Annotated in this window: 22 protein-coding genes, 1 other RNA gene and 4 pseudogenes; 6 read left to right on the top strand and 21 right to left on the bottom strand. The window is 51.4% G+C overall.

What is annotated here, in order from left to right; all coding sequences use genetic code 11:
* Nucleotides 1-138: 138 nt before the first annotated feature.
* From CXB77_RS00340 to CXB77_RS24205, 11 genes and pseudogenes are all read right to left on the bottom strand, one after another.
* Nucleotides 139-1,173, bottom strand: a complete 1,035-nt coding sequence (locus CXB77_RS00340; protein ID WP_242445289.1) for an isochorismate synthase — start codon at nucleotides 1,171-1,173, stop codon at nucleotides 139-141.
* A gap of 10 nt (nucleotides 1,174-1,183) precedes the next feature.
* Complete coding sequence (locus tag CXB77_RS00335; protein WP_197710939.1) at nucleotides 1,184-1,705, bottom strand: hypothetical protein; 522 nt, start codon at nucleotides 1,703-1,705, stop codon at nucleotides 1,184-1,186.
* A gap of 43 nt (nucleotides 1,706-1,748) precedes the next feature.
* Nucleotides 1,749-2,075 carry an alpha/beta fold hydrolase gene (locus tag CXB77_RS20635; RefSeq protein ID WP_105072351.1) on the bottom strand — a complete coding sequence of 109 codons (327 nt, stop codon included), beginning with the start codon at nucleotides 2,073-2,075 and terminating at the stop codon, nucleotides 1,749-1,751.
* Nucleotides 2,072-2,470: an alpha/beta fold hydrolase gene (locus CXB77_RS20630; RefSeq protein ID WP_105072350.1), complete on the bottom strand. Its 399-nt coding sequence runs from the start codon at nucleotides 2,468-2,470 to the stop codon at nucleotides 2,072-2,074. The genes CXB77_RS20635 and CXB77_RS20630 overlap by 4 nt, the downstream gene beginning before the upstream one ends.
* Complete coding sequence (locus tag CXB77_RS20625) at nucleotides 2,467-2,634, bottom strand: hypothetical protein (protein ID WP_242445288.1); 168 nt, start codon at nucleotides 2,632-2,634, stop codon at nucleotides 2,467-2,469. The genes CXB77_RS20630 and CXB77_RS20625 overlap by 4 nt, the downstream gene beginning before the upstream one ends.
* A gap of 26 nt (nucleotides 2,635-2,660) precedes the next feature.
* Nucleotides 2,661-3,901, bottom strand: a pseudogene (locus CXB77_RS00320) (pyridoxal-dependent decarboxylase, exosortase A system-associated).
* Between the two features lie 60 nt (nucleotides 3,902-3,961).
* Nucleotides 3,962-4,648, bottom strand: a complete 687-nt coding sequence (locus CXB77_RS00315) for a M48 family metallopeptidase (protein ID WP_172452460.1) — start codon at nucleotides 4,646-4,648, stop codon at nucleotides 3,962-3,964.
* A 169-nt stretch (nucleotides 4,649-4,817) separates the two neighbouring features.
* On the bottom strand, nucleotides 4,818-5,192 hold the full coding sequence (locus CXB77_RS24220; RefSeq protein ID WP_431520682.1) for an AMP-binding enzyme: 375 nt from the start codon (nucleotides 5,190-5,192) through the stop codon (nucleotides 4,818-4,820).
* On the bottom strand, nucleotides 5,123-5,461 hold the full coding sequence (locus tag CXB77_RS24215) for an AMP-binding protein (RefSeq protein WP_431520681.1): 339 nt from the start codon (nucleotides 5,459-5,461) through the stop codon (nucleotides 5,123-5,125). The genes CXB77_RS24220 and CXB77_RS24215 overlap by 70 nt, the downstream gene beginning before the upstream one ends.
* A gap of 169 nt (nucleotides 5,462-5,630) precedes the next feature.
* Nucleotides 5,631-6,191: pseudogene (locus CXB77_RS24210) on the bottom strand (AMP-binding protein); the annotation flags it as partial.
* A complete protein-coding gene (locus tag CXB77_RS24205) occupies nucleotides 6,139-6,387 on the bottom strand; it encodes a hypothetical protein (protein ID WP_431520680.1) in 249 nt (82 codons plus the stop codon). The gene CXB77_RS24205 and the pseudogene CXB77_RS24210, both read right to left, overlap by 53 nt.
* A gap of 326 nt (nucleotides 6,388-6,713) precedes the next feature.
* On the opposite strand from CXB77_RS24205, the gene CXB77_RS00305 reads away from it, so the two are divergent.
* Nucleotides 6,714-7,256, top strand: coding sequence for an FG-GAP repeat domain-containing protein (locus CXB77_RS00305; protein WP_105072348.1), 543 nt, complete (start codon nucleotides 6,714-6,716; stop codon nucleotides 7,254-7,256).
* A gap of 132 nt (nucleotides 7,257-7,388) precedes the next feature.
* Nucleotides 7,389-11,771, top strand: a complete 4,383-nt coding sequence (locus tag CXB77_RS00300; RefSeq protein WP_105072347.1) for a beta strand repeat-containing protein — start codon at nucleotides 7,389-7,391, stop codon at nucleotides 11,769-11,771.
* 95 nt (nucleotides 11,772-11,866) lie between these two features.
* Here the strand turns inward: CXB77_RS00300 and rnpB are convergent.
* The 3 genes and pseudogenes from rnpB to tyrS all read right to left on the bottom strand — a co-directional run bounded on the left by rnpB (nucleotide 11,867) and on the right by tyrS (nucleotide 13,802).
* Nucleotides 11,867-12,237, bottom strand: an RNA gene (gene rnpB, locus CXB77_RS00295) — RNase P RNA component class A.
* A gap of 43 nt (nucleotides 12,238-12,280) precedes the next feature.
* The gene (gene rimI, locus CXB77_RS00290; RefSeq protein WP_347338011.1) at nucleotides 12,281-12,751 is read right to left on the bottom strand and encodes a ribosomal protein S18-alanine N-acetyltransferase; all 471 of its coding nucleotides are present in this window, start codon (nucleotides 12,749-12,751) and stop codon (nucleotides 12,281-12,283) included.
* A pseudogene (gene tyrS, locus CXB77_RS00285) lies at nucleotides 12,744-13,802 on the bottom strand (tyrosine--tRNA ligase). The gene rimI and the pseudogene tyrS overlap by 8 nt, the downstream one beginning before the upstream one ends.
* Nucleotides 13,803-14,097: 295 nt before the next feature.
* Here tyrS and CXB77_RS00280 point away from each other — a divergent pair.
* Complete coding sequence (locus CXB77_RS00280; RefSeq protein ID WP_146108621.1) at nucleotides 14,098-14,367, top strand: hypothetical protein; 270 nt, start codon at nucleotides 14,098-14,100, stop codon at nucleotides 14,365-14,367.
* A gap of 4 nt (nucleotides 14,368-14,371) precedes the next feature.
* On the opposite strand, the gene erpA is transcribed toward CXB77_RS00280, so the two are convergent.
* From erpA to CXB77_RS00260, 4 genes and pseudogenes are all read right to left on the bottom strand, one after another.
* Complete coding sequence (erpA, locus tag CXB77_RS00275) at nucleotides 14,372-14,743, bottom strand: iron-sulfur cluster insertion protein ErpA (RefSeq protein WP_105072344.1); 372 nt, start codon at nucleotides 14,741-14,743, stop codon at nucleotides 14,372-14,374.
* Between the two features lie 48 nt (nucleotides 14,744-14,791).
* Nucleotides 14,792-15,843, bottom strand: a pseudogene (gene argC / locus CXB77_RS00270) (N-acetyl-gamma-glutamyl-phosphate reductase).
* Nucleotides 15,844-15,935: 92 nt separating this feature from the next.
* The gene (locus CXB77_RS00265) at nucleotides 15,936-16,310 is read right to left on the bottom strand and encodes a HesB/IscA family protein (RefSeq protein WP_105072343.1); all 375 of its coding nucleotides are present in this window, start codon (nucleotides 16,308-16,310) and stop codon (nucleotides 15,936-15,938) included.
* 108 nt (nucleotides 16,311-16,418) lie between these two features.
* Nucleotides 16,419-17,126 (bottom strand): FHA domain-containing protein, encoded by a 708-nt coding sequence (locus tag CXB77_RS00260; RefSeq protein ID WP_105072342.1) that lies wholly within the window; start codon nucleotides 17,124-17,126, stop codon nucleotides 16,419-16,421.
* Between the two features lie 268 nt (nucleotides 17,127-17,394).
* Between CXB77_RS00260 and CXB77_RS00255 the strand changes: the two genes are divergently transcribed.
* From CXB77_RS00255 to CXB77_RS00245, 3 genes are all read left to right on the top strand, one after another.
* Nucleotides 17,395-18,000 carry a hypothetical protein gene (locus tag CXB77_RS00255; protein ID WP_105072355.1) on the top strand — a complete coding sequence of 202 codons (606 nt, stop codon included), beginning with the start codon at nucleotides 17,395-17,397 and terminating at the stop codon, nucleotides 17,998-18,000.
* 78 nt (nucleotides 18,001-18,078) lie between these two features.
* Nucleotides 18,079-18,507: an acyl-CoA thioesterase gene (locus CXB77_RS00250; protein WP_105072341.1), complete on the top strand. Its 429-nt coding sequence runs from the start codon at nucleotides 18,079-18,081 to the stop codon at nucleotides 18,505-18,507.
* Between the two features lie 152 nt (nucleotides 18,508-18,659).
* Nucleotides 18,660-20,237, top strand: coding sequence for an ATP-binding protein (locus CXB77_RS00245; RefSeq protein ID WP_242445287.1), 1,578 nt, complete (start codon nucleotides 18,660-18,662; stop codon nucleotides 20,235-20,237).
* A 34-nt stretch (nucleotides 20,238-20,271) separates the two neighbouring features.
* Here CXB77_RS00245 and pth read toward each other — a convergent pair whose 3' ends face one another.
* The 3 genes from pth to CXB77_RS00230 form a co-directional block, all read right to left on the bottom strand.
* Nucleotides 20,272-20,856 carry an aminoacyl-tRNA hydrolase gene (pth, locus tag CXB77_RS00240; RefSeq protein ID WP_105072354.1) on the bottom strand — a complete coding sequence of 195 codons (585 nt, stop codon included), beginning with the start codon at nucleotides 20,854-20,856 and terminating at the stop codon, nucleotides 20,272-20,274.
* A 74-nt stretch (nucleotides 20,857-20,930) separates the two neighbouring features.
* The gene (locus CXB77_RS00235) at nucleotides 20,931-21,533 is read right to left on the bottom strand and encodes a 50S ribosomal protein L25/general stress protein Ctc (RefSeq protein WP_105072353.1); all 603 of its coding nucleotides are present in this window, start codon (nucleotides 21,531-21,533) and stop codon (nucleotides 20,931-20,933) included.
* 107 nt (nucleotides 21,534-21,640) lie between these two features.
* Nucleotides 21,641-22,503: ribose-phosphate diphosphokinase (locus tag CXB77_RS00230; protein WP_105072340.1), on the bottom strand; the 863-nt coding region annotated here is incomplete at its 5' end.

Here is a 22,503-nt window from a genome sequence, read left to right as displayed (position 1 = left end):
AACGCGAACCGGGCGAAAATACGAGATGGCGCATTCCGCCAGCGACCAATCCGTCCAGCAACGCCAGCGCCCAGCGCAGATTCTGGCAACCTTGATCGCAGTGTTCATCCATTCGATTTCTCCATCAATAACAATCATTTAAGCAAATTGCAGCGCAGTAGACATGGCGGCGAGCTTGTGCTCAGTTTCCTGCCATTCACTCAGCGCATCAGAACCAGTCACGATGCCCGCGCCAGCATACAAATCAGCGACACGATCATTGATCTGCGCACAGCGCAGCAGCACCCAAAGTTCTCCCGTCAAATCCGGTGCGACGATTCCCGCTGCGCCGGTATACCAACCACGCTCCAGCGGTTCCGTTTGCTGCAACCAAGTCCGCGCAGCTTGACGCGGTTGCCCGTTGGTTGCCGGAGTCGGATGGAGCAATTCCGCAAGTCGAAACACATCCACGTCCGGTTCAAGCTGCCCGCGCAGAATGCTCCACAGATGTTGCGCATTATTGAGCTGCAAAATGCGCGGACCGTCTGGCGCATCCAGATGAACACTGCATTGGCGCAGCGCCGCAGTCACTGCATCCACGACAACCTGATGTTCACGCAGATTTTTTTCACAATGCAGCAGTTCCAAGGTCATTGCCGCATCGCGTTCTGCATCTTCGGCGCGACTGATTGTGCCAGCGAGCGCATCGGCTTCAATCCGGTCGCGGCATTGGGTAAACAAACGCTCCGGCGTGGCGGCGACAAAACTGGATACGCCGCGCCGAATGTTAATGACCTGACATGACGGAAACAGGTAACGCAACGCAGCACTGAGGCGGGTTAAATCAAAACGGCGATGTCCTTCCAACCGCAGCCGCCGTCCAATCACCACTTTTTCCAATCGCGCCAGCGCGATGTCGGTTAACGCGGTGTTTACCAACTCCTGCCACACCGCAAAATCCGGTTCACTCGCGCCGCGTTCCAAATGCGCTGGCGTGAGCGGATCAAGTGCGGGTTGTGCCAGCAGCGGCACGATTGCATCCAACTGCGCCAGCCAGCGCGGCAGTAATGCCTCGCGTTTCGCCGGCAGCGCAGTCGTCAGAATCAACGCTGCTTGTCCGGCTTGACTGCATAACGCCAATTCTGGCAACCAAAACAAAGTATTGGGAAGCGTGTCGGAAGAAATCCCCCCCAACCCCCCTTTTTCAAAGGGGGAGATTCAAGCCCCCCTTTCGCAAAGGATGAGGAAAGCCCCCCTTTGAAAAAGGGGGTTGGGGGGATTTATCAAAACAGAATGGTTGGGTGGATTTATTGCAAAAAGGAGATTTAGATTTGTCCACCGGTGCTGCGGCAAAGCCGAGCATTCCGAAGCCAGTAAATCCGGTTTCGTCTGGATCGATCTGTTGCCAATTGGCAGTAGCAGCTTTGACCACCGCGCCCAGCATCGGTAATCGCGCTGCGCCTTCCGCTTGCCATTCGCCAGCAATGCCGTATCCGGCGCGTAATTCATCACGATGATTGTGGGCAAAATGAAACTGCGGTCCGGGCAATTCCGGCGCGATGGTGAGGGCGTGAGGCAGTGCGAGGATCAGCGACACGAAACCATCTGCTTGATCGAGCGGCAATAAGCTGATGGTCTCGTGCAACCGCGCCCGCAGTTGCTCTAAAACTTTGAGCGGTGCAAGCATGGATGAATGAGTCGGACAATCAAAAAGAAGCTGGCGCATGACCATTGCACAGCAGATGCCATGCGCAAAAGAAGTGACCGCGTTACGCGGCGCGAGTCGCCCAAAAATGCGTCATCGCTGCGGCGGTTTCCGCTGGGCGTTCCCATTGTGGCATTCCGCGAGTCGGCACAATGCGCTGCGCCAGCCAATTGGGATGACGCCCCAAAAAGTCCGGCAGCTCATGGAAATCAATGTTTGGATCGCGGTCGTATAGCACGAGCACTGGCACGGTCAATTTGCTGTACAGCGTTTCGCCCGCCTGCGGTGTAAACAGTTGACCGGATAGGAAATACAGCGGCGCGTATTTCGCCCCCGGCTGATGCGTGGTCGCGTGGGCGTAGTCGATCAATTCCGGCGGAATGCCATTCACAAATGCTTGATTGTAGAAAAATTTAATGCTGGCGCGGGTCGTGAGCAGGCTGAATAAACCGTCATTGACGACCGGAACGCTGAGGAATTGATATGCCCGTTCTGCTGCCTTGCCGGTCGGTAAGCCGCGCAGATTAAAACCAGTCGGGATAACAGCGTCAGGCTCGTCACCAATGTCGGCTGTTGCAGCGTGGCGCGAGCGGCAAATTCACAACCGAGCGAAAACGCGGCGACATCTGCCGGAACTTTCACCACTTGCTCCAAAAATTCCGCGATCACGCCTGCGAACAGTTCCGGCGAATAACGGCGTTTGCTGCGGTCGGAATGCCCAAAGCCGGGCAAATCAAGCGCATAAACCGGACGCTGGGCGCGGTAATGTTCAAACAGCGGTTTCATTTCAATGGCCTGGGCGCAGCGTTAATGCTGTGAATTAACAACAGCGGACGACCGCTGGCGCTGGTGTCGGCGTAATAGTGAATGCGTCCGGCGCTGGCGGAATTGAAATCGTGGCGCGTGGCTTGAATCGCTGCGGGCAAGGTGTGCGTATTCGGAGCAGTCATGGGCAAATAACCTCAAAATGATTTTTCTAATTCACCAACACTTCAATCGCTGCTGGATGTCCTAAAAATGCTGTTGGGCTGGCGCTTAAACCATAAGCGCCTGATTGCAATACTGCAATCAAATCTCCTTCCTGCGCGTGACCGAGCGGCATTTTATCCGCGAGCACATCCAGCGGCGTACACAGCGGACCGACGACCGAAGCAATTTCCGGTTCATCCGCTGCGTTGATGCGATTGGCGACCACGACTGGATAATTTTTGCGAATCACCTGCCCGAAATTGCCGGACGCAGCGAGATGATGATGCAGTCCGCCGTCCGTCACCAAAAACAGTTGTCCGCGTGAAATTTTGCGCTCCACCACGCGACACACATAAATGCCCGCTTCACCGACGATAAACCGCCCCAGCTCAATGACAAATTCTGCGTCGGGCAATTCGCGCTGCGCCGCCGGCAGCAATTCTGCCAGCCGCTCGCCGACTGCGTTCAAATCCAGTGGCTGCTCGCCGGGAAAATACGGAATGCCAAAGCCGCCGCCGAGATTGAGCGACCGCACCGGTGCTGGCGCGTCCTGCGCCAGTCGGATTGCCAGCGCCAGCGTTTGTTCCTGCGCCTCGCTGATCGCGGCAGCGCGGAGATTTTGCGAACCGCTGAAAATATGAAAACCAACAAATTCAAGGTCTAGCGCCTTCATCGCGGTCAACACTGCCGGCACACGCTCGGCGTCGATCCGAATTGTTTCGCGCCGCCGCTCATCTTCATGCCCGATGATTTCAATTCAAAATCAGGATTCACCCGCACTGCCACTCGCGGCTGAATGCCCAGCGCCGCGCCGATTTCCGTCACTGCCCGCAGCTCGCGCTCCGATTCCAGATTGATAACGATTCCCGCTGCAACGGCTTGGGTTAATTCAGTTTTCTGTTTCGCCGGTCCCGCAAAACTGATGTTTAACGGCGACATCGGCGTATCAAGCACGGTATTTAATTCGCCACCAGACGCGACATCGAAACCATCAACCAATCCCGCCAAATGCTGCACCACCGCAGGCAGCGGATTGGCTTTGATCGCGTAATGCAACTGAATTGCGGACGGCAACGCAGCGCGAAGTTGCGCAATGCGGGCGGTAATCAAACCGCGATCATAGGCATAAAACGGCGTTTGCCCGACTCGCGCCGCCAGCCGCTCGGCAGAAAAACTGCCGATCATCAATTGGTTATTACTGATTGGAAATGCCAGCGGTGCGGTGTGACGGATGATGGTCATTTTCATGCTCAATTGGCAATAAAAAACCGCTCTCTTTGAATAGAGAACGGTTGAAATGAAGCGATCTTAAATCGCTTTCCGAATCCGTTCTGCGCGTGCCTTCGGCTCAGGATGGGTCGAGAGCATTTGCGTGACAAAAGTCGAATTGCTATCACCCATTGCCGCGAGTTTTTCTAATGCCGTGACAGCACCTTCTGGATTCTTACCACTTTGTTTTAGCGTCTCCAATCCATAATCATCGGCCTCACGTTCATTCGCTTGTGAGAACTGGGCGTTAATGACTTTTTCGGTGAAATCGCCGAGTTGTGACGCAGTCAATGTTGCAACTTGCTGACTCGCGGTTTTAGTAATGATGTCGCGCCCAACTTTCGTGAGCAATGAAGCGCGTATCCGTTGTTTTGTATGACCTTTTGCAACGTGTCCAATTTCGTGACCAACAATGAACAGCAGCTCATCGTCATTCATACTATCCATTAACCCAGAATAGACCCGAATCGTTCCGTCTGGCATCGCAAACGCATTGATGTCCTTGGTCATATAAACCTTAACATTCAACGGAATCCCGTTAACAGATTTCAAATTTTTAGCGAGTTTATTCACCCGTTTTTGATATTTGCTGTTCGATGGCGCGAGGATATTATTCTGGTCTGAAGCCACTGCTGCCGCTCGTGCTTCTTGCATCATTTGCGCATCGGTGATTGATGTCGCTTCCAATAGGCTAGAACCCGTGCTCATCATATCTGTGGCAGACATGGTTTTACATCCAACCAAGTTAACGGCGACGATGACCATTATCATGGTGACAATCTGATTGACAGACAAAATACGCATAAACAACTTCCTCGCTGAATAAAAAAAGACCTAACCCAATCATTGTGCAACGCGCCAGTGCATTTTTATACAAAAATAAATCATGCGCAATTCAAAACAGGTCAGTCAATTCCAGCGCCAGTCGTTTGCGATCAATTTTTCCATTCGGATTACGCGGCAGCGGTTCTGCATGGACGATGATTCGAGCGGGCTGCATAAATGTTGGCAATTGCGCCTGACACGCTGCCAGCAGTTCCGCGCTGAGATCGGCGTTCGCGCGGGCGCATACACCACCAGCACTACTGCCTGTCCGAGCCGAATGCGCGACGCCGAGCGCGGCTACTTCTGCAACCAAACCAGTGGCATAAATCACTTCTTCAACTTCGGTCGGACTGACGCGATAACCGGAGGTTTTAATCATCTCGTCGCGGCGACCGACGAAATACAGATAACCATCGCATCCCGCGTCACTGTGTCGCCCGACCACACGCGATTTCCGTGAGCGGCAACTCCGCGGTTGACCGGGCGCAGGTTTGAAACGCTCGGCAGTTTTTTCGCGTCATTCCAATAACCGAGCGCAACGTGAACGCCGCGATGCACCAATTCGCCCGGCTCGCCTGCCGCGCACGGCGAACCATCTTCGCGCACCACCATAATCTCGGCATTTGGAATTGCTTGCCCCATCGAGCCGGGACGACGGTCGATTTCTTCCGGTGGCAAATAGGTTGAGCGAAATGCTTCGGTTAATCCGTACATAAAAATGGCTTAGTTTGCGGTAACTTGGCGCGAAGATTAGCGAGCGTGGCACTGGGCGCACCGCCGGAATTAGTGAAATAGCGCAATGTTCGCCAACTGCTGCCGGCCATTCCAATTCAGCAAGTTGAATCCACAGCGGTGGCACTGCGGCCAATCCAGTGATGCGTTCTTTAATCACAGCGCGAATTACGTCACGCGGCAGCAAATAATTCATTAATACTGCGCACGCGCCGACGCGAAATGCCGTCGTGAGCTGGCTCAAACCGTAATCAAAACTCAGTGGCAATACCGACAAAATTCGATCATCTGCGCAATTGTTGAGATAACTCGCCACACTCACTGCGCCTGCAACTAAATTGCGATGCGATAAAATGACACCTTTTGGTCGTCCAGTGCTACCGGAAGTGTAGAGAATTGCAGCGACATCACCATCAATAACGCGATGACATCTTTTTAATGCGCCATTTTCAAGCGAAAGCGAATAAGAAAATAACTGCCATTTTTTGAATAAAGGAGGATCAACAGGGATTTTGTCGCCTACGATTAACACCGTTTGCAAAACGGTACATTGATTAAGCACTGTTTGCAATAGCGTTAAACGTTCTGCCGAAGTCACCAGAATGCGCACATTACAATCCATTAAAATGTGCGCAACTTGTTCCGGTTTTAATAACGGGTTAATCGGAACAAATACGCCACCAGCCGCTGCTGCTGCGAATAACGCAATCACCGTTTCTGGGCGCTTTTCGAGATAAACCGCAATACGTTCGCCGCGTTCTAAACCCAGCGCCAAATAATGCTGCGGCATTGTGCACTGCTTCTGCCAATGCTTGATAAGACCATTCTATTCCAGAAGCGCGTAATGCTGCATTGGCTGGTGTGCGCTGGGCTTGATGAATTAACAGCTCGTGAATGAGTTCAGTCATGGGTGATTTTTTGCTCTGTTTAAGGCAGATTAGTGTTTATAGAATTCGGCGACTGCAAGTTAATCCTATTTATTGAAAATATTTTCGTTATGATATTCTAAAAAGTTACAGCAGTCACAGTTTACAATTAAATTGCATCTTATAATAAAGATAAGGCTTTGCAACACTTGATACAAATCTGTTGTACGCTGCGCAAACCAAGTTTCAATGAAACCAAGCAGTTGTAAATGAATTTGCGTCATGCTTAAAATTTTGCAAAACCGCTGCCCGCAAATGCTATAAAATCAATGCGTTAAACTTTTTATCAACACCATCGGAGTTTCATTATGACCGTTGCTTTCCAAACGACTGACACGCTGCTCGACGACCTCAATCCACTTGACGCGGCAGCGCCCGCTGGCGCAGTGCGGACGAGTTATGCCGACGCGGTGACGGATGCCACGATTGCATTTGCCGAAAAGATTGATTTTGCAGCGGGAAGTGACCCGTTTTCGGTCGCCACCGCTGATTTTGATGGCGACGGCAAGCTCGATTTAGTGACGACTAACTATTCCAGTAACAAGGTTTCAGTGCGGTTCAACACCAGCACCGGCGACACACTCTCTTTTGATCCTAGTAGTATTTTCGCCACTGGTGATTACCCATATTCGGTGACTGCAACCGACGTCACCGGTGATGGTAAGCCCGATTTGATCGTCGCTAATTACGCCTACTACAGCGGCTCCTCTTATACCGGCAGGATTTCCGTGCTGGAAAACACCAGCTTTCCGGGGCAATTGGTTTTGCTGACCAGCTTCAGTTGGTTACTGGGTCGAATCCCGTCTCGGCTATTAGCGCCGATATTGATGGTGACGGTTTGGTCGATTTGATCAGTGCTAATAACTACAGATATGACGGCAACTATGACGCAACAGCGTTTCCGTGCTGCGCAACACCAGCGCCAGCGGAACCGTCAGTTTTGCCGCCAAAATTGATTTTGCTACGGCACTGCCCCGGAGTCAGTGATTAGTGCCGATGTCAATGGCGACGGTAAGCTCGATTTAATCACCGCTAACTACTCCAGCAACAACGTTTCGGTGCTGCTTAACACTAGCACCAGCGGAACCGTCAGTTTTGCGGCCAAAGTCGATGTCACTGTGGGTACTGGTCCAAAATCAGTGACCAGCGCCGACGTTAATGGCGACGGCAAGATCGATCTGATCACCACTAACCGGGACAGCGACAACGTGTCGGTGCTTTTCAATACCTCCACTGCTGAAAAAGTGAGTTTTGCAAAAAAGGATTACGTCGTTGGCGATAGCCCAGCGCGTGTCACCACCGCCGATGTTGATGGTAGTGGTCGCGCTGACATCATCGTCACCAACGCAGGCAGCGACACAGTTTCAGTGCTAAAAAACATTTCTGCTGTTGGCTCAAGTCTATTTTTTGCGGACAAAATTGATTTTAAGACCGGCGATAATCCGCTTGGCGTCACCAGCGCGGATGTCAACGACGACGGCAAAGCGGATTTAATCGTTGCGAATTACTACGACGAAACCATTTCCGTGCTGCTCAACACTGGCGTCGTTGAACCACCGTTTTCTGTCTCGCCGTTGAGTCCAGCAACGCTGACCGAAGGCAGCACTGGCGCTTCTATGCCTGTCACCATCACCGTCACGCGCACAAGTTTTGATTTATCAGGAGTTGCCACTGCGAACTGGGCAGTGAGCGGCAGCGGCGCAGCTCCAGCGAACGCTGCGGATTTTGTCGGTGGCGCGTTGCCCAGCGGCACCATCACCTTTACAGGCGCACAAAAAACCGCTACTGCCACCTTCAATATCGCTGGTGACACCGCCTTTGAGTCGGAAGAAGGTTTCACCGTGACGCTTTCCGATGCAACCGGCGCAAAAATTGGCACCAGCACGGCGACGGGCGTCATCAGCAACGACGACATCGCCCCCACGCTTTCAATAACGCCGCTTGCGCCAACCCTTGAAGGTTCCAGCGGTGCTACATCCGTCAACGTCACCGTCACCCGCAGCGCTGATTTGTCTGGCACTTCCAGCGTGTCTTGGGCAGTCAGCGGCAGCGGTGCCGCGCCAGCAAATGGTGCGGATTTCAGCGGTAGCGCGTTGCCGAGCGGCACCGTCAACTTTGACCCGTGGGCGGCGACCGCCATTGCCACCATCAATCTCGCTGCCGATACCGCGTTTGAGCCAAATGAAGAGTTCACTGTGACCTTGAGCAATCCTGTCGGCGCCACGCTGGGCACCAGCACCAGCACGACCGGCGTGATTACCAACGATGACAGCTTGCCGACGCTCGCCGTCACTGCGCTCACGCCGACCACGCTGATGGAAGGCAATAGCGGCGCGACGATTGCCACCCTCACCTTCGTGCGCAGCGGCGATACCAGCGGCATTTCTTCGGCGACTTGGAGCGTGAGCGGCAGCGGTACGGCGAGCGCCGATGGCACAGATTTTGTTGGCGGATTGCCAACCGGCAGCGTCACCTTTGCTGCTGGTCAACCAACCGCCACCGCCACGTTCAATATCGCCGGTGACACTGCGTTTGAGCCGGATGAAGCGTTCATCGTGACCTTGAGCGCCCCGGTCGATGCGACGCTGGGCGCGAGCACCTTGACTGGCACGATCACCAATGACGACGCCCAGCCCACGCTTGCCGTTGCGCTCACACCGTCACCACTCACCGAAGGCAACGGCGGATCGACCGCCGCCACCGTCACGGTCACGCGCAGCGGTGATCTCAGCGGCGCATCCTCGGCAAATTGGGCGCTGACCGGCAGCGGCGCAAATCCAGTGAGCGGCGCGGATTTCATTGGCAACAGTTTGCCGTTTGGCACGGTCAATTTTGCCGCCGGTCAACCAACTGTCACCGCCACTGTCACTATCGCTGGTGACACTGCGTTTGAGCCGAACGAAGAATTCACCGTGACCTTGAGCAATCCAGTCGGCGCGACCTTGGGCACCAGCACGGCACTTGGCACGATCACCAATGACGATCTTCAAGCCACGCTGTCCGTCGCGTCGCTCAGTCCGCCCGATCTGGTCGAAGGCAATGCTGATTCCAAAGCGATCACCGTCAACTTCACCCGCAGCGGCGATCTGAGCGGCACGTCTTCTGCCGAGTGGATGCTGACCGGCAGCGGCGCGACGCAGGTGGATGCAGATGATTTTGTCAGCGGCGTTTTGCCGACGGGTAAGGTTGAGTTTGCTGCTGGCGCAGCGACGGCGACGGCGACGCTCAATGTGGTTGGCGATACCGTTTTTGAGCCAAATGAAAATTTCACCGTCACGCTGTTGGCTCCAGTCGGCGCTACGCTGGGAACCAACAGCGCGATCACTGGCGCGATCAGCAACGACGACACCCAAGCCACGCTGGCGCTGTCACCACTGACTGCGCCCGTCGTTACCGAAGGCAACAGCGGCTCGACGCCAATCGCCGTCACCGTCACCCGCACTGGCGATCTCAGCAGCACGTCTTATGCGAACTGGGCGCTGACCGGCAGCGGCACTGCTCCGGCAACGGCGGCGGATTTTGTCGGCGCTGCCTTGCCGGCCGGCATTGTCAACTTTGACGCTGGTGAAGCGACTGCCACGATCAGTCTTGAGGTGGTGGGCGATCTGAAGTTGGAAACAAATGAAGACTTTACGGTGACGTTGAGCGCCCCGACTGGCGCGATCTTGGGCGCCAGCACCGTCATCACTGGCGTGATTGCCAACGATGACACGGTGCCCACGATTGCGTTGTCGCCGCTCACGTCTCCAGCCATCACCGAAGGTCAGAAGGGTGCGACGCCAGTCACGGTGACGGTCACACGCAGCGGTGATCTCAGCGGCATTGCTACTGCCAATTGGACGGTGAGCGGCAGCGGCGCAGCGCCAGCGATTGGCGCAGATTTTGTCGGTGGGAATTTGCCATCTGGCACTGTCAGCTTTGCTGCCGAGCAAGCAACCACTGCGGTGAAGTTCAGTATTGCCGGTGAACTCAAAATTGAACCCGATGAAGGCTTTACCGTGACGCTGGCGACGCCTGTTGGGGCGATCTTGGGCACCAGCGCAATCACCGGCACGATCATCGCGGACGATTTCAATCGCGCACCAACCGCCAATAACAAAACGCTTACCACCAATGAAGATGTTGCTAAAACGCTGACAGTTGCGGACTTTGGTTTTAAGGATGAGGACGCTGGCAACACGCTGCAATCAATCACTGTGACCAGTTTACCGACAGCCGGCAGCCTGACGCTGAAAGGCACAGCAGTGACGCTTGATCAAGTGATCGCAGTGGCAGACATCACGACTGGCAAGCTGGTGTTCACCCCGGCACCTGACGCAAATGGCGTTGGCTATGCGGATTTTGGTTTCAAGGTCAGTGACGGGGTCGCGCTTTCCGATTCGGATTATTCGCTCACTTTCGATGTCACCGCTGTCCCTGATGACGTGGTGAAGTCGGGCACCGCAGGCAACGACAAGCTCACTGGTGCCAATAGCAATGATCAGTTGACGGGTCTGGCGGGTGATGACCGTCTTGTTGGTCTTGCCGGCATGGATACGCTCAATGGTGGCGCTGGAAAAGACATTCTGGATGGCGGCAAAGATGCCGATAGCATGATTGGCGGTGATGGTGACGACACTTATTACGTTGATCACGTTGGCGACATCGTCAGCGAAACCAATGCGGCTGTGAAAACGGGCGGCAACGATTTGGTTTACAGCAGTCTCGCCAAATACACGCTGCCCACCAACGTTGAGAATGGTCAGATTTCTACCACCGCCGCAGCGAATCTTACTGGCAATGCGCTGAATAATGTTTTGATTGCTGGAGCGGGTAATAACGTTCTTGATGGCGGTGCAGGAAATGATACTGCTGATTACAGCGCGGTAAAAAAAGCAGTGACGGTGACGCTTTTAAGAGCGACTGCGCAAGCAACAGGTGGTTCTGGCAGCGATACGTTAAAGGGTATTGAGAATCTCACGGGTTCAACTGCTGCCGATACGCTCATTGGCAACACCGATGTCAACATTCTCAACGGTGGTCTTGGTAACGACACCTTAACTGGTGGCAATGGTAAAGATACGTTTCGATTTGACACTGCGTTGAAAGCGAATGTGGATAAAATCACTGATTTTAATGTCAAAGATGACACCATTCAGTTGGGAAGTACGATTTTTAAGAGTTTAAAAGTTGGCGTTCTCAGCAACGCGAGCTTTTTAGCGAGCAGCGCGGGCATTGCTAAAGATACGAATGATTTCATCATTCAGGATACTGATAACGGGGCACTGTTTTATGATGCGGATGGATCAGGCGCTGGCGCAGCAGTGCAATTTGCAATCGTCACCGTTGGCGTGGTGTTAACGGCAGCAGATTTTGTCGTGACTTGAATGCGCATTTTGACGAATTGAAACACATAAAAAAGGCTTGCCGAAATGCAAGCCTTTTTTATTGAAAAGTGATGAATTTTAAAATACGCAATTGAATTGAGAGTTGACCGATAAGCCGGGTTCTGTCGTGAGCAGTCATTCATCTAGGATGTACGTCGCCGCACACCTCAAGCAACCTACCCGGAAACTCGCATGGGCCATGCGATGCAGCAAAAGCTGCCTGTTTCCCTATTTGGTTTTGCTTCGAGTGGGGTTTACCCTGCCACCATTGTTACCAATGGCGCGGTGCGCTCTTACCGCACCATTTCACCCTTACCTTCCGCAACTTACGCGAAATCGGCGGTTTATTTTCTGTGGCACTAGCCGTAGACTCGCGTCCCCCAGGCGTTACCTGGCACCCTGCCCTATGAAGCCCGGACTTTCCTCACTTTCTATTGATTGAAAGCGCGACTGCCTAGTCAACTCTCAGCGGCACAGTATACGCAAAATTGCGCGATAGAAGTCGAAAATCACACATTAAAATCAATTGGCATCAATTCCAATGCCAGCACAATTGCATCTTCACGCCCTTTTACCGTCGGATAATAATGACGACGCACCCCAATTTCACAAAATCCCTCCGCACTATACAGCGCCTGCGCAGATTGATTGGATGCTCGCACTTCTAAAAACGCCGTACCTGCTTGATGTTGACGCGCCAGCGTGAGTAAATGTCTTAATAATATGCGCCCAAAACCGCGTCGTTGCCAATGCGGATGAATACACAAATTAAAAATATGACATTCACCAACCGCAACTGAAATGATCCCGTAGCCAATTGCAATTTGACCTATTTCAACGACTAAACAGCAATAATCAACCCGCAAGCAATCAACAAAAATTTCAAGGTTCCACGGATGTGGATAAGCCGCACACTCAATTGCATATACCGTCGGCAAATCCGCATGAGTCATTGGGCGAAAATGTATTGCTTCAACCAAGTTGCACCCGCGCAAATTTGCGTTTTCCAACTTGATAAACGTGCGTATTCCCTACCAAACAGCGTAATTGCGTATCTTCAATTCGTTCGCCATCAATCCGCACTGCGCCTTGCTCAATCATCCGCAAGGCCTCTGACGTGCTTTTAACTAATCCTGCGGCTTTTAAGACATTGGCAATTGCCATTCCATCACCAACATCTGACAATTGTATTTCTGGCATTTCATCAGGCAAACTGCCACGCTGAAAACGCGCAATGAATTCATCACGCGCCTGTTGCGCTTGTATCGCACTATGAAAGCGCGTGACCAATTCCAAACCCAATTCAAACTTAATATCTCGCGGATTCGCCCCATCGCCTACTGCAACTTGCCAAGCAGTAATTTCTGACCAATCGCGCCGACTTAATAACTCGAAATAACGCCACATTAAGTCATCAGAAATCGACATGAGTTTACCGAACATTTCTGTTGGTGAATCAGTAATTGCAATGTAATTACCGAGCGATTTCGACATCTTTTGCACCCCATCCAATCCTTCGAGAATAGGAAGCGTAATGACCACTTGCGGTTCTTGCCCGTACACCTCTTGCAATTGTCGTCCAACCAACAAATTAAACTTTTGATCAGTACCACCAATTTCAATATCCGCTTTCAGTGCCACCGAATCATAACCTGAATGAGTGGATATAAAAACTCATGAATTGCGATAGGTTGACCAGCTTTATAACGTTTAGAAAGTCATCGCGCTCCAGCATTCGTGCAACGTTTGCTGTGCGGCTAAATGCAGGATTCCTGCTGCGCCGAGGGGTTCTAACCAAGTCGAATTGAATACCACCTGCGTTTTTTCAGGGTCAAGAATGCGAAATACTTGCGCAGCATAGGTTGCCGCGTTGTTTTCAATCTGCTCACGCGTTAATGGTTGACGTGTTGCACTTTTACCGGTTGGATCACCAATCATTGCGGTAAAGTCGCCGATTAAAAACAAAATTTCGTGACCAAGCTCCTGAAATTGGCGTAATTTTTCAATTAACACCGTATGACCAAGATGCAAATCTGGTGCAGTTGGATCAAATCCCGCTTTAATTCTTAATGGCTTTCCCTGCGCCAATTTTTACGCAGCGCATCTTCAAGTAAAATTTCAGCAGTACCGCGCTGAATACGTGCAAACGTATGTTCAAATGCGTCCATTGTGATGACGATTTTGCTCCAAAAAGAACTGTTATCGGCAGTTCAATAAAATAGATTGGTCAATGCAAAAAGTGAGAAAAAACTCAGCTTGTTTCCTACTGGCTTTTCCGATTACACTCTAAAAAGCAACATCAACCGTTTGTTTATAGGTGATTGCAATGCGTGATTACAAAACTAAACCACAAGAATGGCCTACTGCAAAAGAGCGTAATCCTACTATGAGAGTGCTTGTCAACCTAATCAGCGTGGTTGTGATTGCTGCTGCCACTTATTTTGGTTATCAATGGTTTTCTAGTATGCCAAAGGATAACGCTTCACCGATTGATAAAAACAGCCGCATTATTCCACTACAGTTGCCGCCATTGAAAGTGAGTCCGCCGTCGCCACAGCCTTCTTTGCCAATCAATAGCGTGAATAGTGAACGCTAATACATCAAGCATCAATTTCATCTGCTTTTGGACACGCAGAAAATGACGAACCACAACCACAAGTTGTGGTTGCGTTAGGATTGCGAATGACGAATTGTGAACCCTGCAAATTTTCAGTGTAATCAATTTCTGCGCCAACAAGATATTGCAAACTTGTGGCATCGACAATCAATTTAACGCCATCCGTAATGATAATGGTGTCGTCTTCTTGTGTCTCTTCATCAAAATTAAAGCCATATTGAAATCCTGAACAACCTCCGCCGCGAACATCAACACGCAGCATTAAATTAGTGTTACCTTCATCCTGAATGAGTTGCGCTACTTTTGCGGCAGCGGCCTGAGTAAAAATCAGTACTGAAGCTGTTTCTGTATTCATTGTATGCTCCATAATACGCGAATGATAACGCCAATTCAGTTGGCGTGTTTATGGTAAAAGTGCCAGCGCATCTAATCCCAGCGTTTCATCCCAATCGAACATTAAATTCATATTCTGCACGGCTGTCCTGCTGCACCCTTGACTAGATTGTCAATCACCGATTGCACAATTACCACACTGCTTGTTCCCTGTCGCGCTACCGCAACGCGACACATATTTGAGCCGCGCACTGAGCGTGTGTCAGGTTGACCATTTGGCATAAAATCAACAAATTTTCAGTGGCATAGCGTTTAGCAAACAGTTGTTCTAGGTCACAGTTGTCGTCGGTTAAACGGGCATAAAGCGTCGCTTCAATACCACGAATCATGGGCAACAAATGTGGTACAAATGTTAAACCGACTGCGCCGCTACCCAGTTGACCGAGCGTTTGTGCAATTTCGGGCGCGTGACGATGACCCGTTACCGCATAGGCTTTAAAACTTTCGCCAATTTCAGCCAGCAATAATCCCGTTTCAGCCTTGCGTCCAGCGCCGCTCGCGCCAGATTTGGCATCCGCAATTAACCAATTGGGATCAATCACTTGCGCCTCTAACAGGGGTAAAAATCCCAGCGTGACGGCAGTCGGATAACAGCCTGGATTGGCAATCAAGCGGGCTTGCCGGATCGCAGCGCGGTTGAGTTCTGGCAGTCCATAAACCGCTTCAGCGAGCACGTCGGGGCAGGCGTGCGGCATTCCGTACCACTGCGCCCAAACCGCTGGGTCTTTCAGCGAAAATCTGCCGCTAAATCAATGACTCGCACACCACGATCCAGTAGCTGTGGCGCAGACTGCATCGCCGTACCGTTGGGTGTTGCAAAAAAGACAACATCACAATCACTCAACGCATCATCATCTGGTGCGGTGAATTGCAAATCAATTTGACCGCGTAAATGCGGAAATAATTGGCAACCGGCAATCCAGCTTCAGCGCGTGAGGTAATAACCGCAAGTGTGCTATGGGGATGGCGTACCAAAATGCGTAACAATTCCGCACCGGTATAGCCAGTTCCGCCCACGATACCGATTTTAATTTTAGGTGTAATCGGGATTTCCTTCTTCATATTTTTCATTGAATGGTGATGAATTTCTGAAAAATGTAAAAGCGGCATTCATGCCGCTTTTTTATTATTTACGGAATGCGCACCAATAATAATCAAGAGCATCCGCCGCTTGATGAAGAGGAGCCGCAGCTGCTGCAACCACCGCCCATTTGTGGCAGATTATTGAATACAAAAGTGGCATTTCCATCATCCTGATCGATGAAATCAATCTCGACTCCGCGCAGATATTCTAGGGTGCTGTCATCGACAATAACCTTAAAACCATCGAAAGATAAAACGCCGTCATCATCGTTAATCATATCGGTAAAAGTCATTCCAAAACTAATGCCACTGCAACCACCCGCTGCGGCATAAACACGCACACCTTGGATGCTGTCATCAATATCCCGAAATAAATCGGTCATTTTTGCTTGAGCGGGCGCAGTTAATGTCAGGGTTTTAATGAGTTCATTGCGTATTGCGGACATGAAAAACCTCTCATGAATGTATTATCTAGCGAAAAATGAGTAGCGATTGCTACTTGTTAATTGTAGTGCAAAACGCAGAAGTTTAGCGAGTGCCAATATTTGTAGCAATCAGCTGCGTACTGGGCGAATGTAGTAGGTGAAGGACGCACCTTGAATATCAAGTCGATCATTTTCTGCAAGACGTACTGCGCTATCAATGCGAAGATTATTAACGAACACACGTCCGCGTTCATTTGGTATGAGATAATGACCATCGCCGCGTTGTTCAATGAGTGCTGCCGTATTTGGTGCAAATAATCCACCACAACGAATATCGCTGGTACGGGCACGGCCAAAGCTAATAATTGTTTGATCTAAAACGTGTTTTTCGTTATTTTGCTTGCAAATTAAATAAGCAACAGTGGCTTTTCGTGCCTGTATTTGTTGTAAAGAGCGAGCAACGTCATCAGCTGCCATGATCAGGGTATTTTCTTTTTGTAGTGGTTTATTAATCTGTGTATCTAATCCTTCTTCTTCACCTGGCAATTTTGCGAGTGCCATATAAATAAGTGTATAGGGATGAATTTTAATCTCATCCCAAAATTCAAGTGTATGTCGATTAACGCGCTGTTCTTTAATAAAAGAGCCATTAGCACTTTGTTGATCAATTAAAATAAACGCATTATCTTCTTTTTCAATTACGGCATGATGTTTTGAAACACGCGGATTTGGCAACACAATATCATTGTCGTTTGCTCGACCAATCGTTAGTCGATTAGTCGTCAGTGACCACTGTTTTTGCAAGTGTCCATCAGCGTAAAGTCGAAGAAACGGCATAGATAGTAAACCCTTGATTTATAAAGAAACATCGCGTTTAGTCTGTGCTTATTCTACCGCCGTCATCAGTTTGGATCGAGTCATCAAACCAACAATGTAGGCAGTGGAGACGCTGCTGCTTGTGCCGCTGTCCTCAGCATTTTTCCTTAACACGCCATTTCGGTTAAGCGTTAATATCATTGAGCTAGGCAATGATCGTTTGGTTCGCGCTGCGAGCAGCAATGATCGCAATTTTCACCTTCAAAAAACCCGTTTAGGAGGGTTCATCGTGTCTAAATCCGTAAAACAAGGCTCGTTGATGATGGCACTGTTGCCGTCGTTCATTCTCTATGCCAGCACCATCATCCTTGTCGCGCTCACCCGTGGCGATCTGGGTGGGACGATTAAATACTGGGAATTTATGGTGCCATTGGCAGCACTGATTTCGTTGATGTCTGGCTGGGGACCGACCTATGCGCGTAATGCGTCGCGGTTTAGCTATCTCATCAAGCAAATCGTGCACTGGGGACTGTTTCTGGGATTGTTATGGCTGCTGCAAACCCAAGGCGTTACTGCGGCACTCGGCGCACCAAAATATACGCTGGTGCTGCTTTATCTGCTGAGTTTAACCATTATTCTTGGCGGCTTTTACCTTGACCTGAAGCAGGTTCTGTTCGGCGCTTTCCTCGCCTTCTGCACCTATCTGTTAGCTGCTCCAGCAAACATTGCCATTCTCAAGCCAATTGGTGAAACCCTGCGCATCGCCGATCCACAAAGCAAGCCGTTGACCATGATTTTGGTCGTAGGGTTGATTGCTTTCGCAGTGAACGCGGTGTTTGTCATGGGCACTCGCGGCGCAGTAATCGCTAAACGCACTCGGTTAGCTGCTTCTTAAGTTAACCATTCGCTCCAAACCGCCGCCGCCCAGCCCGGCGCGGCGGTCTCGTTTTTTCCTCGCAGCGCCGCAGTTCCCATGATTCCCACGCCCTTTACATATTTTTTCACACTGCGCCTGCACGATACCGATGCCGCCGGACGCCTATTTTTTGCGCATCTGTTCCGTCACGCGCATGACGCCTTTGAAAATTTGATGACTGCGCTCGGCGTTCCACTGGATGCCATGATTAGCGCCGGGCAAACGCTGTTACCACTCATTCACGCCGAAGCCGATTATCGCCAGCCGCTGTCACGGCGATCAAGTGCAAGTGCAGGTGACAATTGCAGAAATTCGTCGCCGTTCATTTGCGATTCATTACGTTTTTCTCAATCATCACCATCAAATCGCAGCGACTGCTCGCACCATTCACTGCCAAATCAACGCCGACGGCAGCGCCGCGATGATCTTTCTCCAATGTTGCGTACTGCGCTCACCAGCTTTCAGCATTCCGCGATTCCACTGTAATTCACATTGATTTATTTCGTTAAAATCAGGAGCATAAACAATGTTACTGCCCGAAACGAGCCTGATTGGACGCATTATCGACATTGAAGGTTGTCGCTTAATTGCCACGCTGCTGCCCGCCAAAGAGGGATTTTTATCTTTTCTGACCCTCGATGAAGAAACGCTGCCGATTGGTCAATTGGGGACGCTGGTCGAAATTTGCGACCGCGCCGGGCACTTGCTCGCAGAAGTCGTGCGCAGCAGCGAAGAAGACGCTGGAGCGACATTTATTGCCAGAACAAGGCGTTCCGCACAAACGTCGCATCAGCAGCCGCGAGCGCCGCTTGGAATTAATTGGTTTGGCAGAAATCAATGCCGAGGGACGGCTGGAATCTGGCGTGAGTCGTTTTCCGCTGCTCAACGCGACCGTGCACCTGATTTCGAGCGAACGACTGGCGACATTATTGGTGCGCGAACAAGTGGGAATGCTGGAAATTGGGCGACTGTCAGCGCGTCCAACGCTGCCTGCGCGACTGAATTCATCGGCATTATTCGGGCGACATTTGGCGATTTTGGGACAAAGCGGCGCGGGCAAATCGTGGACGCTGAGTAGTTTGCTGCAACGAGTGGTGACGACGCTGCCGCATTCGCACATCGTTCTGCTTGATTTACATGGAGAATATGGCTGGCGCACCACGCCAGACGCGCCTTATCAAGGCATTTTTCCTGCGCAAACCGCTCGTCATTTGGATGCGCGTGAATTGGAAATTCCGTATTGGTTATTGACCTATTCGGAATTGGTTGATTTATTCATTGAACGCAGCGATGCGAATGCGACGGTGCAAATTGCGTTTTTACGCGATGCGTTATTTAGCCTGCGCTGCCAAGCCAATCAACATTTAGGCTTAGAACGAATTTCAGTGGATTCGCCAGTGTACTTTTCTATTGAAGAACTGTATCAGCGATTTAAAAAAGCCAACGAAGAAAAGCTCGAATTCGGTAAAGCCAAAGGACCATTGCACGGCGCATTTGATGATTTTCTTGTGCGCTTTCAATCCATGTATAACGATGCGCGTTATGATTTCTTTTTGCATCCGCAAAAACACAACAATTCTGCCAGCCTTGAAGGATTATTGCGTGATTTCATTGGCTTAGGCGAACCAAAGCGGCAGGTGACGGTGATTGATCTCAGCCCAATTCCGACCGATTTGCGTCCAGTCGTTTCTGCACAAATTGGGCGGCTGGCTTTCGAGTTCAATTATTGGAATCCACGCCGTCACGAATTCCCGTTGTTATTGGTTTGTGAAGAAGCGCATCAATACATTCCACGCGATACCGATACGCAATACATTGGAACGCGCCGCGCAATGGAACGCATTGCCAAAGAAGGACGCAAATATGGAGTGACGCTGTGCATTGTGAGTCAACGCCCAACTGAATTATCAGAAACAGTATTGTCGCAATGCGGCAATTATTTATGTTTGCGCATTTCCAATGCCGACGATCAAGAATATGTGCGGCGTTTATTGCCGGAAGGCGCAAAAAATCTGGCGGATATGCTGGCGTCGCTGCGGCGCGGCGAAGTGTTGGCAATCGGCGATGCGTCGCTGCTGCCGTCGCGCATTTTGGTAGATCGTCCGAATCCGCCGCCAGCAAGTCAGGATGCGCCATTGGCGCAGAGTTGGAGCGCAGGGCCGGAGGATTTGGATGTTGCCGACATCATCAATCGCTGGTGGCGGCAAATTCGGTAAACGCTGAAGTGCTTGATAATGAAGCAGAATTAAATTAAATCGGCGTGTGCAGTCGATTCATCACGGCTTGATAACGCGCTCCAATCAGATCATCCACAACGCGTTCAGCATCATCTAACGCGGCGATGATGCGTTGCTGGTCATCGTGCGATGGGCGACCGAGAACGTAGCCAGTGACGAGTGAACGGTCGCCGGGATGCGCGATGCCGATGCGCAACCGCCAAAATTCGCGGGTTCCCAGTGCCGAGATCGTATCGCGCAGCCCGTTGTGCCCAGCGTGACCGCCGCCCTGTTTTAAGCGCACTGCGCCGACTGGCAAATCTAATTCGTCGTGGGCGACTAAAATTTGTTCTGGAAGAATGTCGAAATAACGCAACACGGCAGCAATGGATTGGCCGCTGCGATTCATATAAGTGGCGGGTTTGAGTAGGCGCAGATCGCAGCCAGCACGGGATAAACGGCTGATTTCGCCATAAAATTTCGGCTCGACGCGAAAGGGTGCGGACGCAGTGCGGGCGACGATATCGGCGAACCAGAATCCGACGTTGTGGCGAGTCGCTTCATATTGGCTGCCGGGGTTGCCTAAACCGACGATTAAACGGATGCCAGTGTCGCTCATTGCCATGATTTCACTAAATAAATGGTGCTGGCGCTGCGTCAATGAAAATGCGCCGCGCCAGCATTTAATCGCGCTTAAACCGCTGCTTCTTCGGCGTCGTCGCTGCCGCCACGCGCTCCATGAATGACCGCGACCGGCTCATCAGGATCAGGCTGATGCGCCAGCGTCACGCCTTCTGGCAGCACCAATTCCGACAGATGGACGATGTCGCCAATTTCCATGTCGATGAGATCAACAGCGATGAATTCCGGCAAATCTGCGGGCAAACACACGATTTCAACTTCAGTAATTTTGTGCGATGCCTGACCGCCGATCTTGACGCCTTTACACTTTTCTTCGTTGATGAAGTGAATCGGCACCATCATGCGCAGCTTTTCGTCCTGCGACACGCGCATGAAATCGACGTGCAAAATGAACGGCTTGGCGGGATGCCGCTGCATGTCTTTCAACACGACTTTAGACACTGCGTCGCCAATCGTCAGATCAAGGACGTGTGAATAAAACGCCTCGTGCTCCAAATGCTTGAGCAATTCGTTGTGCGAAACCGTAATCATTTCTGGTTCCAAATGCGCACCGTACACGATGGCTGGCACCAGTCCGGTGCGACGCAGGCGGCGGCTCGCACCCTTTCCTGAGTCAACACGCGGCTGGGCAATAACATTAAAACTGACGCTCATGGGCGTTCTCCACTGTGGTTGATAAAAAGAAAAACGCCAAAAGTCCGCGACCAGACTTTCGGCGTGGTCATGGCAATTCGGCATCAAAATGCCGCGCCATGCTGAGATCAATCAATAAATAACGAGCTGACGGATTCTTCGTTAGACACGCGCCGCATGGTTTCTGCCAGCAATTCGCCGATGCTTAATTGACGAATCTTGCCGCAGGCTTTAGCCGCAGCACTCAGCGGAATGGTGTTCGTGACCACCAATTCGTCCAATTGCGATGCTGAGATATTCGCGACTGCGGGACCGGAGAGCACTGGATGAGTGCAATAGGCTGCGACCAGCCGCGCTCCATGTTCTTTCAATGCCTCGGCAGCACGACACAGCGTTCCGGCGGTATCAACCAAATCATCAATCAAGATGCAGGAACGTCCGCGCACATCGCCGATGATATTCATCACCTTGGCTTCATTGGGACGTGGACGCCGCTTGTCGATAATCGCCAAATCCGCGTCATCTAAACGTTTCGCCAGTGCTCGCGCCCGCACCACGCCACCGACATCTGGCGACACGACCATCAGATCATCGTATTTCTGCCGCCACGCATCGCCGAGCAAAATCGGTGAGGCGTAGACGTTATCGACCGGAATATCAAAGAAACCCTGAATCTGATCGGCGTGTAAATCGACGGTCAAAACGCGATCTGCACCGGATTCGCCGATCATTTTCGCCACCAAGCGGGCGGTAATGGGAACACGCGCCGAGCGGGTGCGACGATCTTGGCGGGCATAACCGAAATAGGGAATGACGGCGGTGATGCGCTTGGCGGATGCCCAACGCAGCGCGTCGATCATCACCAACAGCTCCATCAGGTTGTCATTGGTCGGTGCACAGGTTGATTGCACCACGAACACATCGCGGCCGCGCACGTTTTCCTGAATTTCGGTCATCACTTCGCCGTCACTGAATTGACCGACGACGGCTT

It is taken from the genome of Chromatium okenii (assembly GCF_002958735.1).
GTDB classification, from domain to species: Bacteria; Pseudomonadota; Gammaproteobacteria; order Chromatiales; family Chromatiaceae; genus Chromatium; species Chromatium okenii_A.
The sequence above is the reverse complement of the archived record's forward strand: the minus strand, read 5'-3'. Positions and strand labels throughout refer to the sequence as shown.

Coding starts and splice junctions, on each gene's coding strand:
- CXB77_RS00315 (WP_172452460.1), bottom strand. CDS start 4,648: ATGTCTGCCACAGATATGATGAGCACGGGTTCTAGCCTATTGGAAGCG.
- CXB77_RS20630 (WP_105072350.1), bottom strand. CDS start 2,470: ATGAAACCGCTGTTTGAACATTACCGCGCCCAGCGTCCGGTTTATGCG.
- CXB77_RS00260 (WP_105072342.1), bottom strand. CDS start 17,126: ATGCCGTTTCTTCGACTTTACGCTGATGGACACTTGCAAAAACAGTGG.
- CXB77_RS00250 (WP_105072341.1), top strand. CDS start 18,079: ATGATTCCCACGCCCTTTACATATTTTTTCACACTGCGCCTGCACGAT.
- CXB77_RS24205 (WP_431520680.1), bottom strand. CDS start 6,387: ATGACTGAACTCATTCACGAGCTGTTAATTCATCAAGCCCAGCGCACA.
- CXB77_RS00245 (WP_242445287.1), top strand. CDS start 18,660: ATGAAGAAACGCTGCCGATTGGTCAATTGGGGACGCTGGTCGAAATTT.
- CXB77_RS00235 (WP_105072353.1), bottom strand. CDS start 21,533: ATGAGCGTCAGTTTTAATGTTATTGCCCAGCCGCGTGTTGACTCAGGA.
- pth (WP_105072354.1), bottom strand. CDS start 20,856: ATGAGCGACACTGGCATCCGTTTAATCGTCGGTTTAGGCAACCCCGGC.
- CXB77_RS00265 (WP_105072343.1), bottom strand. CDS start 16,310: ATGTCCGCAATACGCAATGAACTCATTAAAACCCTGACATTAACTGCG.
- CXB77_RS24215 (WP_431520681.1), bottom strand. CDS start 5,461: ATGTACGGATTAACCGAAGCATTTCGCTCAACCTATTTGCCACCGGAA.
- CXB77_RS00305 (WP_105072348.1), top strand. CDS start 6,714: ATGACCGTTGCTTTCCAAACGACTGACACGCTGCTCGACGACCTCAAT.
- CXB77_RS00280 (WP_146108621.1), top strand. CDS start 14,098: ATGCGTGATTACAAAACTAAACCACAAGAATGGCCTACTGCAAAAGAG.
- CXB77_RS00335 (WP_197710939.1), bottom strand. CDS start 1,705: ATGCGCCAGCTTCTTTTTGATTGTCCGACTCATTCATCCATGCTTGCA.
- erpA (WP_105072344.1), bottom strand. CDS start 14,743: ATGAATACAGAAACAGCTTCAGTACTGATTTTTACTCAGGCCGCTGCC.
- CXB77_RS20625 (WP_242445288.1), bottom strand. CDS start 2,634: ATGACTGCTCCGAATACGCACACCTTGCCCGCAGCGATTCAAGCCACG.